Raw genomic sequence first — 16,017 nt, 5'->3', positions numbered from 1 at the left:
CAGTATCCTGGCTCTTCGGTCGCGTCTACGTTCGCGATCAACGCTGCCCGGGGACTTCTCCGGACCGCGTCCCTCTGAGCTCGAAGATCGAAAGCAGGAATGGCTCCTCACGCGCGCCTCGACCACCGCAACCCGTTCGTGTTCGACACACACGAGCTGGGGCGGCGTCCCGGTGCGCTGCAGCGCCTGACCCGCACGGTCGACGCTCCCGCGGACCTCGGTATCGCGGGAGTCATCGGAGTGCCGCAGGGCGCCCCGGTGGAGCTGGAGCTCCGCCTGGAGTCGGTCATGGAGGGTGTGCTTGTCACAGGCACCGCCCGTGCACAGGCCGAGGGGGAGTGCGTAAGGTGTCTGGAGCCGGTCGAGCAGGAGCTCGAAGCGGACTTCCAGGAACTGTTCTCGTACCCTGACGCCGACGACCGGGGCCGCGTGATCGCGGAACCGGGCGACGACGCCGAGGACGACGAGGACAGGTACTTCATCGAGGACGGCTTGTTCGACCTCGAACCCGTGCTGCGCGATGCGGTGGTGCTCGCACTGCCGATGCAGCCGGTGTGCCAGGACGACTGTGCGGGACTGTGCTCCGAGTGCGGAGTCCGTCTCACAGACGACCCGGACCACCACCACGACGCCGTCGACATCCGTTGGGCGGCTTTGCAGGGACTCGCCGGTTCCACCAAGGACGGCGAGAAGGACGAGATGAGCGGCGCTGACGCGGAAGCGGGCGTCGACGAGAAGCAGGAGAAGTAGCCGTGGCTGTTCCGAAGCGGAAGATGTCGCGCAGCAACACGCGCCACCGCCGGTCGCAGTGGAAGGCTGCGGTCCCCACCCTGGTTGCGTGCGAGCGCTGCCACGAGCCCAAGCTGCAGCACATCGCGTGCCCGTCTTGCGGCACCTACAACAAGCGCCAGGTCCTCGAAGTCTGAGCGGCCAGGTGAGAGGCACTGTGTCCAGTCCAAAGAAGGGCGAAGAGCCCAAGACGGACCCGTCCGCCAAGAAGAAGGCGGACAGCACGGCCTCGTCCCACACGCTTCTGGAAGGGCGGCTCGGCTACAGGCTCGAGTCCGCCCTTCTGGTGCGTGCGCTGACCCACCGTTCCTACGCGTACGAGAACGGCGGTCTGCCGACGAACGAGCGGCTGGAGTTCCTCGGTGACTCCGTCCTCGGCCTCGTCGTCACGGACACGCTGTACACCACCCACCCCGACCTGCCGGAGGGCCAGCTGGCCAAGCTCCGTGCGGCGGTGGTGAACTCGCGTGCGCTCGCGGAAGTGGGTCGCGGTCTCGACCTGGGCTCCTTCATCCGGCTCGGCCGCGGTGAAGAGGGCACGGGCGGCCGGGACAAGGCGTCCATCCTCGCCGACACCCTGGAAGCGGTGATCGGCGCGGTCTATCTCGACCAGGGCCTCGATTCGGCGTCCGAGCTGGTGCACCGGCTCTTCGACCCGCTGATCGAGAAGTCCTCGAACCTCGGAGCCGGCCTGGACTGGAAGACCAGTCTCCAGGAGCTCACCGCGACGGAGGGCCTCGGCGTGCCCGAGTACCTGGTCACGGAGACCGGCCCCGACCACGAGAAGACCTTCACTGCTGCCGCCCGCGTCGGAGGCGTCTCGTACGGCACCGGCACCGGCCGCAGCAAGAAGGAGGCGGAGCAGCAGGCCGCCGAGTCCGCATGGCGCGCGATTCGCGCCGACGCGGACGAACGAGCCAAGGCCGCGGCGGCCGAGCAGGCCGCCAAGGCTGCTGCCGAGGAGGACGACGGTCCGTCGTCCGCCGCCTCCGCCTGACGAACAGCGCAGCCCGAGCGCCCGCCACCGTTCCACGGAGGCGGGCGCTCGGACCTTCCACGGTCCTGCACGGGAGTCCTGATGCCTGAATTGCCCGAGGTGGAGGTCGTACGACGCGGCCTGGAGCGGTGGGTCGCCCATCGCGTCGTGGCCGAGGCCGAGGTCCTGCACCCGCGTGCGGTACGACGGCACATGGCCGGCGCCGACGACTTCACGCACCGGCTCAAGGGTCACCGCATCGGCACCCCGAGCCGGCGCGGCAAGTACCTGTGGCTGCCGCTGGAGGACACGGATCAGTCGATCCTCGCCCACCTCGGCATGAGCGGTCAGCTGCTGGTCCAGCCGCCCGCGGCACCGGACGAGAAGCACCTGCGGATCCGCGTCCGGTTCGCCGACGACGTGGACACCGAGCTCCGCTTCGTCGACCAGCGCACCTTCGGCGGGCTGTCGCTGCACGACAACACCCCGGACGGGCTGCCCGACGTCATCGCACACATCGCCCGTGACCCCCTCGACCCGCTGTTCGACGACGAGGCCTTCCACCAGGCGCTGCGTCGGAAGCGGTCCACGATCAAGAGGGCGCTCCTTGACCAGTCGTTGATCAGCGGAGTCGGCAACATCTACGCGGACGAGGCCCTTTGGCGCGCCCGTCTCCACTACGAACGTCCGACCTCCGGTTTCACCCGCCCGCGCACCGCCGAACTCCTCGGCCATGTCCGGGACGTGATGAACGCGGCCCTGGCCGTCGGCGGCACCAGCTTCGACAGCCTGTACGTCAACGTCAACGGCGAGTCGGGGTACTTCGACCGCTCGCTGGACGCGTACGGCAGGGAGGGGCTGCCCTGCCGGCGGTGCGGTACGCCGATGCGCAGGCGGCCCTGGATGAATCGGTCCAGCTACTTCTGCCCGAAGTGTCAGCGGGCGCCGCGGGTGTCGTCGTAACGCTCGCGGGCGGCCAGCACCTCGTCCATCCGGCTCTCCACGAAGTGCACGACGGACAGCAGACGGTCGGCGACCTCGCGGCCGAGCGGGGTGAGCTCGTAGTCGACGCGGGGCGGGTTGGTCGGCTGTGCCTCGCGGTGCACCAGGCCGTCGCGCTCCAGCGCCTGGAGGGTCTGGGAGAGCATCTTCTCGCTGACGCCGTCCACACGCCGCCGCAGCTCGTTGAATCGGAACGACCCCTCGTGCAGCGCGCTCAGGGTGAGTCCGCCCCAGCGGCCCATGACATGTTCGAGGGTGGTGCGCGAGGGACAGGCCCGGGCGAAGGCGTCGTACGGAGGGGGCAGCTCCTCCGCGCGGTCCTGGGTGATGGTCATGCGTCAAGCCTACGGGAGCACAGCGCTAACCGACAGGGTGCGCTAACCCCCGGTTAGTGCATTCTTGTTGGTCAGTACCCGAAGTCCTGCGTCCACCACGGCCCGCCCGCACCGAAGTGCACGCCGACACCGAGGGTCTTGAAGTCGCAGTTCAGGATGTTGGCGCGGTGGCCCTCGCTGTTCATCCAGGCGTCCATGACGGCCGCGGCGGTGGCCTGGCCGCGGGCTATGTTCTCGCCGCCGAGATTCGATATGCCGGCGGCCGCGGCCCGGTCCCACGGCGTCTTGCCGTCCGGGTCGGTGTGGTCGAAGAAGTTCCGCGCGGCCATGTCCGCACTGAACCCCTCGGCCAGGTCGGTCAGTGAGGAGTCCGCCGACAGCGCGCTGCAGCCGACCTTGGCCCGCTCCTCGTTCACCAGCTTCAGCACCTCGGCCTCGGCCGCGGCCGCCTCGGACACGGTGGCCGGGGCGGCGGTCTTCACCGGCGCCTTGGTGGCCGTCTTGGAGGGAGAGGCCGTCGGCGTCTTCGTGGACGGCGTGGCGCTGGGCGTCGGCTTCTCGGTCGCCGTCTTCGCCGGGGCGGGCGACGAAGAGGTGGAGGTGGAGGAGGGCGCGGACGCCGTCGGCGAACCGGCGCGCCGGGAGTCCCGGCTGGTCGAGGTACCGGAGGTGTCCCGGCTCTCGGCGCTGCCGGAGGTGCCGCCCTGCTCGGCGGCCGTGTTGCTGGGCGTGCCGTCGGCCTGCACCGTCTCGCCGCCCGTGGTGCCGGTGGTGCCGCCGAGCTTGTAGTTCTCCAGGCCCGGCACCAGACCGGTGGCCACCGCGACCGTGCCGATGGCGACAGCCGCCGAGACCCCGAGCAGCCCCGTGGCCATCGGCCGCCCGCCCTTCTTCCGGCGCCGCCGCCCGCCGCCCGAGGGGGAGCCGCCGGCCGGGGCGAACTCCTCGGCCGGGAAGGCGGAGGTGTCCATGAAGCGGGCGTAGTCGTCCTCGGTCGCGAACAGGTAGGCCGAGCTGCGCTCATTGGTGTCGGCGTACTCCTGCCGGCGCAGGTAGGGTGCGGTGCCCGTGCCGAACCGGAGCGCCGCGTAAGAGTCCTGCGGGTCGTGGCCGTCCGGGTACGAGCCGTTGTTCTCCGTGACCCCCGTGGCGTGGCCCGTGGCGGCGCGGCCGGCGGCGGAGCGTCGGTGGCGTCCCATGTCCTTGCCTTCTTCCCTCGTCCTCGCGGTCGCGGTCGACCAGGGGCCGATGTGGCCAATGACTCCTTCTGGTCAACCTGGCTCACCCGATCGAGTGAGTTTCATATGAGATTCGTTGGGTGGGGACGGTACCCCATACCGCGGAGGGGGGAGATGCTCCGAGTGACATTGGGCGGTTAGGTTGCACTCATGAGCGAGGATGTGCGACTGGTCGCCTGGGTCCGCGGCTATGTGCAAGGTGTGGGTTTTCGCTGGTTCACGCGGGCCAAGGCGCTGGAGATCGGCGGGCTGAGTGGTTTTGCTCTCAATCTGGGCGACGGTCGCGTCCAGGTGGTGGCGGAGGGCTCCCGGGAGGGCTGCGAAGGGCTGCTCGGCTGGCTCCAGGGCGATGACACGCCCGGGCGTGTGGAGGGTGTCACCGAGATCTGGGACACACCCCGCGGCGGCTACGACGGCTTCGCCATCCGCTGACTCCGCTCTGTAAAGCCGCGCAGGTGGAAGCGGAGTGATCTGCCACCGGCATGTGCCCCGAGCAGAAATTACCTGGTGGTTGCCAAGAACCGCTCGTCGTGGCAGGCTCCGCAGGTAGAGATGATCGCCACGCCCTGAGGGCCCCGCAGGAGTCGCAGCGCCGCCCGTCCAGGGCCGCCCGCGCCAGGGTTCGCCCGCCAATACAGGGTGTGATCGTGTTGACCGTCAAACTTTTTGGTGAGACGCTGAAAGCCCCGCGCACCTTAGCTGTTTGGCATGGAGCAACACTCGGATGTGTCAAGCACCGCGGGTGCGAATCCCTCACGACCCACACCGCTTCGGTCGGTCACTCAGTGTGGAGGACCATCCATCATGGCAAAGGCGCTTCTCGGTTACGTCGGCGGCTCCGACCCGCGACTCCTCGCCGAGATGCGACGGCTCCAGCAGCGTGTCCAGGACCTCGAATCCGAGCTCGTGCGGATTCAGGCCGAGAACGACGCGCTGACGGCTGCCGCTTCTCCCGACAGGATCATGGAGAGCATCGACGCAAACCAGGCGGAGCCTGCGCTCACCTGATCGCTGCATCGCTCCACAACAGCACATGCGGCGGTTGGGCAGCCCTTTCAACCGCTTAAGTTGTCAAGATTTGCAAGGGACGCCCCGGCGTCCCTTCTTTCTTGCTTTTCTCGCTTTCCTGCCCCGGGCCCCGCTGTCCCCGTGCCCCGATCCGCTTGTAGCCCCGCGCATCCTTTCACCCTCTTTAACGTCTGGTGTGCCCTGCATGTTCATGCGCGAAACCGCGGGGTTGCGAGGCTTCGTGGAGTGGGGTAGCGGCGCCAGGTAGAGTCCGACGGCGTGCACCTCAAGGCCCTGACCCTCCGCGGGTTCAAGTCGTTCGCCTCGGCGACCACGCTCCGGTTCGAGCCGGGGATCACGTGTGTCGTCGGTCCGAACGGCTCGGGCAAGTCCAATGTCGTCGACGCGCTCACCTGGGTCATGGGCGAGCACAGCGCCAAGTCGCTGCGCGGCGGCAAGATGGAGGACGTCATCTTCGCCGGCACCACCGGCCGCCCCCCGCTGGGCCGCGCCGAGGTGTCCCTGACCATCGACAACTCCGACGGCGCCCTGCCCATCGAGTACGCCGAGGTCACCATCACGCGGATCATGTTCCGCAACGGCGGCAGCGAGTACCAGATCAACGGCGACACCTGCCGCCTCCTCGACATCCAGGACCTGCTCTCCGACTCCGGCATCGGCCGAGAGATGCACGTCATCGTCGGCCAGGGCCAGCTCGACTCCGTCCTGCACGCGGACCCGATGGGCCGCCGCGCCTTCATCGAAGAGGCCGCCGGCGTCCTCAAGCACCGCAAGCGCAAGGAGAAGGCCCTCCGCAAACTGGACGCGATGCAGGCCAACCTCGCCCGCGTCCAGGACCTCACCGACGAACTCCGCCGTCAGCTCAAGCCCCTCGGCCGCCAGGCGGCGGTCGCCCGCCGGGCCGCCGTCATCCAGGCGGACCTCCGTGACGCCCGCCTGCGCCTGCTCGCCGACGATCTCGTACGACTCCGCAACGCACTCCAGACCGAGATCGCCGACGAGGCCGCCCTCAAGGAACGCAAGGAAGCCGCCGAGCAGGAGCTGAAGAAGGCCCTCCAGCGGGAGGCGCTCCTGGAGGACGAGGTACGGCGGCTCACCCCGCGCCTGCAGCGCGCCCAGCAGACCTGGCACGAGCTCTCCCAGCTCGCCGAACGCGTCCGCGGCACGATCTCGCTGGCCGACGCCCGGGTGAAGAGCGCCACCTCCGCGCCCCCGGAGGAGCGGCGCGGCCGCGACCCCGAGGACATGGAGCGCGAGGCCGCCCGCATCCGGGAGCAGGAGGCCGAACTGGAGGCCGCCCTGGAAGCGGCCGAGCGCGCCCTCGACGACACCGTCGCGCACCGCGCCGAGCTGGAGCGCGAGCTGGCCGTCGAGGAACGGCGCCTGAAGGACGTGGCCCGCTCCATCGCCGACCGCCGGGAGAGCCTGGCCCGGCTGAACGGCCAGGTCAACGCGGCCCGTTCGCGCGCCGCGTCCGCCCAGGCGGAGATCGACCGGCTGGCCGCCGCCCGCGACGAGGCCCAGGAGCGGGCGGTCGCCGCACAGGAGGAGTACGAGGCGCTCAAGGCCGAGGTCGACGGCCTCGACGCCGGTGACGAGGAACTCGCCGAACAGCACGAGCAGGCCAGACATCAGCTGGCCGAGGCGGAGACGGCCCTGACCGCGGCCCGCGAGGCGGTCACGGCGGCGGAACGCAGGCGCGCCGCGACCCAGGCCCGCCACGAGGCGCTGGCGCTGGGCCTGCGCCGCAAGGACGGCACGGGCATACTGCTGGGCGCCCGCGACCGCCTCACCGGCCTCCTGGGCCCGGCGGCGGAACTCCTCACGGTGGCCCAGGGCCACGAAGTGGCCCTGGCAGCGGCCTTCGGCGCGGCGGCGGACGCGATCGCGGTGACGACCCCGTCCGCGGCGGCGGACGCGATCCGCCTGCTACGCAAACAGGACGGAGGCCGGGCGGCCCTGCTGCTGGCGGGAGCCCCGGACACCCCGACGCTCCGAGGCGAAGCCCCCCAGCCTGAAGCGCCCCTTGGGGGCGCGGGGAACGGCGCGACCAGCCACGACGGCGCGGCGGCAGACCGACGACCGACGACAGCTCTGGACAGCACCGGGGACGGGTCAGCGCCCCGCAGGGGCGCGACCAGCCCCCACCCACCCGCACCCGACGGACACCCCTTCGCCGCCGATCTGGTCCGCGGTCCCGCCGATCTCATGCCCGCCGTGCGACGACTGCTCAGGAACATCGTCGTGGCCGAGACCCTCGAAGACGCCGAGGACCTCGTCTACCGCCGCCCCGACCTCACCGTGGTGACCGCCGAGGGCGACCTCCTCGGCGCCCACTTCGCCCACGGCGGCTCCGCCGGCGCGCCCAGCCTCCTCGAAGTCCAAGCCTCGGTCGACGAAGCCGCCGCCGAACTGGAGGAGCTGGCCGTCCGCTGCGAGGAACTGTCCGAGGCACAGCAGACCGCCCAGGCACGGCGCAGGGAGTGCGCCGCGCTCGTCGAGGAACTGGGGGAGCGGCGCCGGGCCGCCGACCGGGAGAAGTCGGCGGTGGCGCAGCAGCTCGGCCGGCTCGCCGGGCAGGCCCGCGGCGCGGCAGGCGAGGCGGAGCGTTCCACGGCGGCCGCCGCCCGCGCGCAGGACGCCCTCGACAAGGCCCTGGAAGAGGTCGAGATCCTCGCCGAGCGGCTGGCCGTGGCCGAGGAGATGCCCGTCGAGGAGGAACCGGACACCTCCGCCCGGGACCGGCTCGCCGCCGACGGCGCCAACGCCCGCCAGACCGAGATGGAGGCCCGCCTCCAGGTCCGTACCCACGAGGAGCGGGTCAAGGGCCTCGCCGGACGCGCCGACTCCCTCGACCGGGCCGCCCGCGCGGAGCGCGACGCACGCGCGCGTGCCGAGCAACGGCGGGCCCGGCTGCGCCACGAGGCCGCCGTCGCCGAGGCGGTCGCCTCCGGCGCGCGGCAGCTGCTCGCGCATGTCGAGGTCTCCGTCGGCCGCGCCGAGCAGGAGCGGGCCGCCGCCGAGGCCGCGAAGGCGCTGCGCGAGCGGGAGCTGACCGCGGCCCGCACCACCGGCCGCGACCTCAAGGCCGAACTCGACAAACTCACGGATTCAGTTCACCGGGGCGAGGTACTCGGCGCCGAGAAGCGGCTGCGCATAGAGCAGCTGGAGACGAAGGCGCTGGAGGAGCTCGGCGTCGAACCGGCGGGGCTCGTCGACGAGTACGGCCCCCAACAGCTCGTGCCGCCCTCGCCCCCCGCCGAGGGCGAGGTGCTGCCGGACGACCCCGAGCACCCGCGCAACCAGCCGAAGCCCTTCCACCGGGCCGAGCAGGAGCGCCGGCTCAAGGCGGCCGAGCGCGCCTATCAGCAGCTGGGCAAGGTCAACCCGCTGGCGCTTGAGGAGTTCGCGGCCCTCGAGGAACGGCACAAGTTCCTCAGCGAGCAGCTGGAGGACCTGAAGAAGACCCGCGCCGACCTGCTTCAAGTCGTGAAGGAGGTCGACGAGCGGGTCGAGCAGGTCTTCACGGAGGCGTTCCGGGACACGGCCAGGGAGTTCGAGGGTGTTTTCAGCCGCCTCTTCCCCGGTGGTGAGGGGCGGCTGTTCCTGACCGACCCCGACAACATGCTCACCACGGGCGTGGACGTCGAGGCCCGCCCGCCCGGCAAGAAGGTCAAGCGACTCTCCCTGCTGTCCGGCGGCGAACGCTCGCTGACCGCCGTCGCGATGCTGGTGTCGATCTTCAAGGCGCGCCCCAGCCCCTTCTACGTCATGGACGAGGTCGAGGCGGCCCTGGACGACACCAACCTGCAGCGGCTGATCCGCATCATGCAGGAGCTCCAGGAGTCCTCGCAGCTCATCGTGATCACGCACCAGAAGCGCACGATGGAGGTCGCCGATGCGCTGTACGGCGTGTCCATGCAGGGCGACGGTGTGTCGAAGGTCATCAGCCAGCGGCTCCGTTAGGTTTGCGTGCGCTCTACACCGGTCCTTCACGACCGATCCGTGTCCTGACCTGCGTTTCCCTTTCAACTATTCAAGTGTTGAACACAAACGCCTTCACCGCGCCTTCAATGTCACATCACCCGCGGTATTGACTTCGAAACTTGAAGGCATAGTCTCTGCAACGTTGCTTTTACCTTCAGGTGTGAGCGGCGTGCAGGTGTGCGCCACTTGACCTGAGAGGGCTCACCCCCCACCCCCGGCAGCGTTGCCGGTGGCCCGAGGAGTTTCTTGTGACCAGCACTGCGCAGGCACCCCAGTCAGGAGCCGGGACGGCTCACCCCGATCATCTCGGGCATGTCATCTTCATCGCGGCGGCGGCCGCGATGGGCGGGTTCCTCTTCGGCTACGACAGCTCTGTCATCAACGGCGCCGTCGAGGCGATCCGGAGCCGTTACGACATCGGGTCCGCGGCCCTCGCACAGGTCATCGCCATCGCCCTGATCGGCTGCGCCATCGGCGCCGCGACCGCCGGCCGGATAGCCGACCGGATCGGCCGCATCCGCGTCATGCAGATCGCCGCCCTGCTGTTCACGGTCAGCGCCGTCGGCTCGGCGCTGCCCTTCTCCCTCTGGGACTTCGCCTTCTGGCGGATCATCGGCGGCTTCGCCATCGGCATGGCCTCCGTCATCGGCCCCGCCTACATCGCCGAGGTCGCCCCACCGGCCTACCGCGGCCGTCTCGGCTCCTTCCAGCAGGCCGCGATCGTCATCGGCATCGCCATCTCGCAGCTGGTCAACTGGGGCCTGCTCAACGCCGCCGGCGGCAACCAGCGCGGTCACCTGATGGGCCTGGAGGCCTGGCAGGTCATGCTCGGCGTCATGGTCGTCCCGGCCGTCCTCTACGGTCTGCTCTCCTTCGCCATCCCCGAGTCCCCGCGCTTCCTGATCTCCGTCGGCAAGCACGACCGCGCCCGCGAGATCCTCGAAGAGGTCGAGGGCAAGAGCGCCGACCTCGACGCCCGTGTCACCGAGATCGAGCACGCGATGAAGAGCGAGCACAAGTCCACGTTCAAGGACCTGCTCGGCGGCTCCTTCTTCTTCAAGCCGATCGTCTGGGTCGGCATCGGCCTCTCGGTCTTCCAGCAGTTCGTCGGCATCAACGTCGCGTTCTACTACTCCTCGACCCTGTGGCAGTCGGTGGGTGTCGACCCGACGGACTCGTTCTTCTACTCCTTCACGACGTCGATCATCAACATCATCGGCACCGTGATCGCGATGATCTTCGTGGACCGCATCGGCCGCAAGCCGCTGGCCCTGATCGGCTCCGTCGGCATGGTGATCGGCCTCGGCCTCGAGGCCTGGGCCTTCTCCCACCACCTGGTCGACGGCAAGCTCCCGGCCGCGCAGGGCTGGACCGCCCTGATCGCCGCGCACATCTTCGTCCTCTTCTTCGCCCTGTCCTGGGGTGTGGTCGTCTGGGTCTTCCTCGGCGAGATGTTCCCGAACAAGATCCGCGCCGCCGCGCTGGGCGTGGCCGCCGCCGCACAGTGGATCGCCAACTGGGCCATCACCGCGAGCTTCCCGTCGCTGGCCGACTGGAACCTCTCCGCGACCTACGTGATCTACACGGTCTTCGCGGCCCTCTCCATCCCGTTCGTCCTCAAGTTCGTCAAGGAGACGAAGGGCAAGGCCCTGGAGGAGATGGGCTGACCCGCCCCCGAACTCGGGGAGAAGGGCCACATCCCCGCTGCCCCTCTCCTCGTATCCGCCGCCGCCCCCGCCCGGTCACTGCCCGGGCGGGGGCGGCGGTTCGTGTGCGCCGCGCCGCGGTCCGTCCATGTCGCCGTAGAACAAGCCGCTTCTCGACCGGCCGCGGAACTCGCGGTCCTGAACTCCGCCGCACCACTTCTCTCCGCCGCAACGGCGATCAGCCGCGACGGCGCTGCCCGGCGGTGCCGAACCCTCCCGCACCCATCCGCCGGCACACCGGTCCCGCTACGCCGGCAGCGCCGGAAGCACCGCCTCCCCGAACAGCCGCAGACTCCGCCACCCCTCCTCCACCGGCATCCCGCCGGCCAGCGGATGCAGCACCAGGTTGTCCAGCCCCGCCGACACGCACTCCTGGGGTGTGAGGATCCGGTAGACGCCCTCCGCGCGGAGCTCCTCCACTGTCGTGGCAGCCGACCGCACCGCCGAGCGGATGTCCCCGGACTGCCAGGACGCGTACGTCCGGGCCTCGTGCAGGAAGTGCCGTCCGTACTGCGCCCACGCCCGGTCCGGGTCCTCCGCGATGTGCAGCAGCGGAGTCTCCGCGGTGGGCATCATCGTCCAGCCCTCCGTGCCGTACTCGGTGAGCCTCTCCTTGTAGAACGCCTCCAGCTCCGGCAGATGAGCGCTCGGGAAGAAGGGGAGACCGAGACGGGCGGCGCGACGGGCGGCGGCCTCGGAGGAGCCGCCCACCAGGAGCAGGGGATGCGGACTGGTGAAGGGGCGCGGTGTGACCCGTACCGTACGGCCCCGGTACTCGAACTCCTCGCCGGTCCACGCCTTCAGCAGAGTCTCCAGCACCTCGTCCTGCAGCCGCCCGCGTCGCTTCCACTCCACGTCGAACAGCGCGTACTCCTCCGGCCGGTAGCCGATCCCGGCGACCGTCACCAGCCGCCCCCCGCTGAGCAGGTCGAGGACCGCGATGTCCTCGGCCAGCCGCAACGGGTCGTGCAGCGGACCGATCACGGCCGACACGGTCACCGCGATGTTCCGGGTCGCCCCGAACACCGCGCCCGCGAAGGCGAACGGCGACGGCAGCCAGTTGTTGTCGACCCCGTGGTGTTCCTCGGTCTGGACCGTGGTGATCCCGTGCTCGTCGGCGTACGCGGCCATCTCCACGGCCGCCCGGTAGCGGGCACTCAGAGACGCGGGGTCGGCCCCGGGCTCGACGAGGTTGAAGCGGACGACCGAGACGGGCATGGGAGTTCCCCTTCACCTTCGCCGGGCGGGTGTGCGGGGACAGTAGCTGACGGTGCGTCAGACGGCCAGGGCCGAGGACCGCTCGGCCGGCGCCGGCACCACCGGCGGCTTCGGCAGCGCCGCGTACAGCGCGCCGGAGACGACGATCGTCGCGAGCCAGCCGAGGCCGTACCGGCCGACGGGGGTGTGCTGTGCCAGCGGGCCGGTGAACCAGTCGGACCTGGTGAAGAGAAGACCGGTCGCCAGGCCGAGCGCCCAGGCCGCCACGGCGGCGGGGGAGAAGCCCGCCCGGTACCAGTAGGCGCCGGCCGGGGTCGTGTCGAGGAGGGCCTGGGCGTCGTACTCCCGACGGCGGAGCATGTCGACGCCGAAGACGCCCACCCAGGCCGAGAACGCCACCGCGAGCAGGGACAGGAAGGCGATGAAGGAGCCCATGAAAGAGGCCGCGGCCAGCATCAGGACGCCACCGAGGGCCAGCGAGATCACCGCGTTGACCGAGACCGCCCAGTGGCGGTGGATGCGGAAGCCGAGCGTCTGCGCGGTGAAGCCCGCCGAGTACATCGACATCGCGTTGATCAGCAGCATCCCGACCAGGGTGATGAGGAGATAGGGCACCGCGAGCCAGAGGGGGAGGACCGCTCCCAGGAAGGAGACCGGGTCGGCCGCCCTGGCGAGGTCGGGCATGGCCGACGCCGTCACCGCGCCCATCAGGACCAGGGGAAGTACGACGACCCCCGCGCCGCCGACCGTGTTGCGCACGATTGCCGTCGAGGACGCCGTACCCGGCAGATACCGCGTGAAGTCCGGCGCGGCCGGCGCCCAGCTCATCCCGCCCGCCGCGATCAGCCCGACCCCGGTGATCATCGCGGCCGTGGGCCCGGGGTCCTGCCCGAACACCCTGTGCCAGTCCGTCTTCACGATCAGCCGGCCGAGGACCAGCAGGGAGAACGCGCCGAACAGCCAGGCCGCCAAGCGGCTGCACCGCCGTACCGCCTTGATGCCCATGCCCGAGATCGCGAACGTGGCGATCACGAAGAACAGCAGGGTCGCGATGGTCAACGCGGTGTTGTGCCTGATGCCGAAGAGGATGTACAGGACGGTCAGCAGCGCATAGGCGCCGGTCACCGCGTTGATCGTCTCCCAGCCCCAGCGCGCGACCCAGATCAGCCCGCCGGGAAGCAGGTTGCCGCGCTGTCCGAAGACCGCGCGGGACAGGGTCATACCGGGTGCGCCACCGCGCTTTCCCGCGATGCCGATCAGCCCGACCGGGCCGTACGACACGATCGGCGCCGTGCCGGCGACCACCAGGGCCTGCCAGAAGTTCAGCCGGAACGACACCGCCAGGCTCGCCCCCATGGTCACCAGCAGGACGGTGATGTTGGCGGCGATCCAGGTGGGGAGCAGTCCGCGGGTTGTCGCGGTGCGCTCGGAGTCCGGGACCGGTTCGATGCCCCGGGTTTCGAGGCCGTGGTGCTCCAGTGACTCTTCGAGATGTTCGAGCGGGCCGTCGTGATGGGCGGTGGTGCTCATGGTCAATCATCGTACGTTAGTCATATGAATCCCCTCAAAAGGGACACCGGGATTCGAGGGAACATCCGGAAACTCCTTCGCGAGGGAACAAAGTCGGCCGCGAGGGAGGGATGGATACTGGACGGGTTATGGAAACCGTCATCCTTGCTGTAGTCATCGCCGTGGTCGTGCTCGGCGCGCTCGGCGGGCTGGTCGTCGGCAGCCGGCGCAAGAAGTCGCTGCCTCCGCCGCCGCCCGCCGCGCCCGACATCACCGCGCCCCCGGCCGAGCCGCACGTCGGCGACGAGGCCGAGACGCCGCGCGACGAACCGCGCCGGACGATAGAGGAGGTCGACCTTCCCGGCGGCTCGGCTCCCGTCGTCGTAGAAGAGCCCGCCGCCCCCGAGATCGAGATCCCCGAGCCCACCGCCGGCCGCCTGGTCCGGCTGCGCGCCCGGCTCTCCCGCTCCCAGAACGCCCTCGGCAAGGGGCTGCTCACGCTGCTCTCGCGCGAGCACCTCGACGACGAGACCTGGGAGGAGATCGAGGACACCCTGCTCACCGCCGACGTCGGTGTGCAGCCCACCACCGAGCTGGTCGACCAGCTGCGCGAGCGCGTCAAGGTGCTCGGCACCCGCACCCCGGCGGAGCTGCGCGGCCTGCTGCGCGAGGAGCTGCTCAAGTTGGTCGGCACCGAAGCCGACCGCACCGTGAAGACCGAGCCCGAAGACCGCAAGCCGGGCATCGTGATGGTCGTCGGCGTCAACGGCACCGGCAAGACCACCACCACCGGCAAGCTCGCCCGGGTGCTCGTCGCCGACGGCCGTACCGTCGTCCTCGGCGCCGCCGACACCTTCCGGGCCGCCGCCGCGGACCAGCTCCAGACCTGGGGCGAGCGGGTCGGCGCCCACACCGTGCGCGGGCCGGAGGCCGGTGACCCCGCCTCCGTCGCCTTCGACGCGGTGAAGGAGGGCAAGGAGATGGGGGTCGACGTCGTCCTCATCGACACCGCGGGCCGTCTGCACACCAAGACCGGCCTCATGGACGAGCTCGGCAAGGTCAAGCGGGTCGTCGAGAAGCACGCCCCGCTGGACGAGGTGCTGCTCGTCCTCGACGCCACCACCGGGCAGAACGGCCTGGTCCAGGCCCGGGTCTTCGCCGAGGTCGTGGACATCACCGGCATCGTGCTCACCAAGCTGGACGGCACCGCCAAGGGCGGCATCGTGATCGCGGTCCAGCGTGAACTGGGCGTCCCGGTCAAGCTCATCGGCCTCGGCGAGGGCGCGGACGACCTGGCGCCGTTCGAGCCGGAGGCGTTCGTTGACGCCCTTATCGGGGAGTAGCAGAGGGGTAAATTTACTCCGCACAGGCGTGAGAAGCGCCCGTTCCCGAGGTGCAGTCGGGGACGGGCGCTTCGGTGTGTACGGCTCCTACACCCGCGACCGGTGCGCCACGTAGGCCAGCGTCCCGAGCAGCAGGCGTGCCGCGGGCGGCCTCGTCGCCGAGTCCAGCGCCGGCGGCCGCAGCCAGCGCACCGGGCCCAGGCCGCCCCGGTCGGACGGCGGCGCGGTGATGTGCGTACCGGAGCCGAGGCCGCGCAGGTCCAGCGAGGTCGGGTCGTCCCAGCCCATGCGGTAGAGCAGCTCGGGCAGTTCGGCGGCGGCGCCGGGGGCGACGAAGAAGTGGGTGCGGCCCTCCGGGGTGGCGGCGACCGGACCGAGCGGGAGGCCCATGCGCTCCAGGCGGGCCAGGGCACGCCGCCCGGCGGGCTCGGCGACCTCGATGACGTCGAAGGCGCGGCCGACGGGCAGCATCACCGCCGCACCCGGGAACTCGCCCCAGGCCTTGGTGACCTCGTCGAGCGTGGCCCCGGCGGACACCTGGGGGGCGAAGTCCAGCGGATGCGCCCCCGGTGCGGGACAGTCGGCGTGTCCGCAGGAACACGCACCGGCCGCCGCCCGGGCACCCGGCGCCACGTCCCAGCCCCACAGGCCGGTGAACTCGGCGACGGCGGTGCAGTCCGATGAACGACCGCGCCGGCGTGTGCCGGAGCGGATCTCGCGAATGCCGCCGATCGTGAAGCCCATGCCCCCTCCAACGGGTCCGGCGCGCCGGTGGTTACGACGCGGAACGGGACGGAAACGGAACGTGACGCTACGGCTCCGCCTTCCCTCCGGCCCGCAAGGTCAAGGCGGCGCTTCGAAGCGCCTCGGGGGGTGCGTGTGGGG

The 16,017-nt window shown here is 70.5% G+C and carries 14 protein-coding genes; 9 read left to right on the top strand and 5 right to left on the bottom strand.

Annotated elements, in window-relative coordinates:
• The first annotated feature begins 99 nt into the window (after positions 1-99).
• The 4 genes from ACIRR9_RS22655 (at position 100) to mutM (ending at position 2,728) form a co-directional block, all read left to right on the top strand.
• Entirely contained in the window at positions 100-750 is a 651-nt protein-coding gene (locus ACIRR9_RS22655) for a YceD family protein (RefSeq protein ID WP_384567486.1), read from the top strand.
• Positions 751-752: 2 nt separating this feature from the next.
• Complete coding sequence (gene rpmF / locus ACIRR9_RS22650) at positions 753-926, top strand: 50S ribosomal protein L32 (RefSeq protein ID WP_007493396.1); 174 nt, start codon at positions 753-755, stop codon at positions 924-926.
• Between the two features lie 8 nt (positions 927-934).
• Entirely contained in the window at positions 935-1,786 is an 852-nt protein-coding gene (rnc, locus tag ACIRR9_RS22645) for a ribonuclease III (protein ID WP_403754610.1), read from the top strand.
• A gap of 81 nt (positions 1,787-1,867) precedes the next feature.
• Complete coding sequence (gene mutM / locus ACIRR9_RS22640; RefSeq protein WP_403754607.1) at positions 1,868-2,728, top strand: bifunctional DNA-formamidopyrimidine glycosylase/DNA-(apurinic or apyrimidinic site) lyase; 861 nt, start codon at positions 1,868-1,870, stop codon at positions 2,726-2,728.
• On the opposite strand, the gene ACIRR9_RS22635 is transcribed toward mutM, so the two are convergent.
• Together ACIRR9_RS22635 and ACIRR9_RS22630 are read right to left on the bottom strand one after the other, a co-directional pair.
• On the bottom strand, positions 2,701-3,102 hold the full coding sequence (locus ACIRR9_RS22635; protein WP_365338381.1) for a helix-turn-helix domain-containing protein: 402 nt from the start codon (positions 3,100-3,102) through the stop codon (positions 2,701-2,703). The genes mutM and ACIRR9_RS22635 overlap by 28 nt on opposite strands.
• 71 nt (positions 3,103-3,173) lie before the next feature.
• A complete protein-coding gene (locus tag ACIRR9_RS22630) occupies positions 3,174-4,301 on the bottom strand; it encodes a CAP domain-containing protein (protein ID WP_403754603.1) in 1,128 nt (375 codons plus the stop codon).
• A gap of 189 nt (positions 4,302-4,490) precedes the next feature.
• Between ACIRR9_RS22630 and ACIRR9_RS22625 the strand changes: the two genes are divergently transcribed.
• The 4 genes from ACIRR9_RS22625 to ACIRR9_RS22610 all read left to right on the top strand — a co-directional run bounded on the left by ACIRR9_RS22625 (position 4,491) and on the right by ACIRR9_RS22610 (position 11,023).
• Complete coding sequence (locus ACIRR9_RS22625) at positions 4,491-4,772, top strand: acylphosphatase (RefSeq protein ID WP_316775109.1); 282 nt, start codon at positions 4,491-4,493, stop codon at positions 4,770-4,772.
• A 372-nt stretch (positions 4,773-5,144) separates the two neighbouring features.
• The gene (locus ACIRR9_RS22620) at positions 5,145-5,348 is read left to right on the top strand and encodes a hypothetical protein (RefSeq protein ID WP_093498859.1); all 204 of its coding nucleotides are present in this window, start codon (positions 5,145-5,147) and stop codon (positions 5,346-5,348) included.
• A 279-nt stretch (positions 5,349-5,627) separates the two neighbouring features.
• Positions 5,628-9,335 (top strand): AAA family ATPase, encoded by a 3,708-nt coding sequence (locus ACIRR9_RS22615; protein ID WP_403754599.1) that lies wholly within the window; start codon positions 5,628-5,630, stop codon positions 9,333-9,335.
• 269 nt (positions 9,336-9,604) lie between these two features.
• Positions 9,605-11,023 (top strand): sugar porter family MFS transporter, encoded by a 1,419-nt coding sequence (locus ACIRR9_RS22610; protein WP_403253853.1) that lies wholly within the window; start codon positions 9,605-9,607, stop codon positions 11,021-11,023.
• Between the two features lie 285 nt (positions 11,024-11,308).
• Here the strand turns inward: ACIRR9_RS22610 and ACIRR9_RS22605 are convergent, their stop codons facing one another.
• Together ACIRR9_RS22605 and ACIRR9_RS22600 are read right to left on the bottom strand one after the other, a co-directional pair.
• Positions 11,309-12,280, bottom strand: a complete 972-nt coding sequence (locus ACIRR9_RS22605; RefSeq protein WP_403754595.1) for an LLM class flavin-dependent oxidoreductase — start codon at positions 12,278-12,280, stop codon at positions 11,309-11,311.
• 57 nt (positions 12,281-12,337) lie between these two features.
• Positions 12,338-13,810 (bottom strand): cytosine permease, encoded by a 1,473-nt coding sequence (locus tag ACIRR9_RS22600; protein WP_403754592.1) that lies wholly within the window; start codon positions 13,808-13,810, stop codon positions 12,338-12,340.
• 128 nt (positions 13,811-13,938) lie between these two features.
• On the opposite strand from ACIRR9_RS22600, the gene ftsY reads away from it, so the two are divergent.
• Positions 13,939-15,132, top strand: a complete 1,194-nt coding sequence (gene ftsY, locus ACIRR9_RS22595; protein WP_403754589.1) for a signal recognition particle-docking protein FtsY — start codon at positions 13,939-13,941, stop codon at positions 15,130-15,132.
• An 87-nt stretch (positions 15,133-15,219) separates the two neighbouring features.
• On the opposite strand, the gene ACIRR9_RS22590 is transcribed toward ftsY, so the two are convergent.
• Complete coding sequence (locus ACIRR9_RS22590) at positions 15,220-15,876, bottom strand: bifunctional DNA primase/polymerase (protein WP_403754586.1); 657 nt, start codon at positions 15,874-15,876, stop codon at positions 15,220-15,222.
• Positions 15,877-16,017 lie beyond the last annotated feature (141 nt).

This window comes from Streptomyces sp. NPDC101234, from assembly GCF_044767525.1.
GTDB classification, from domain to species: Bacteria; Actinomycetota; Actinomycetes; order Streptomycetales; family Streptomycetaceae; genus Streptomyces; species Streptomyces sasae.
This window is presented reverse-complemented; position numbering and strand designations above follow the sequence as displayed.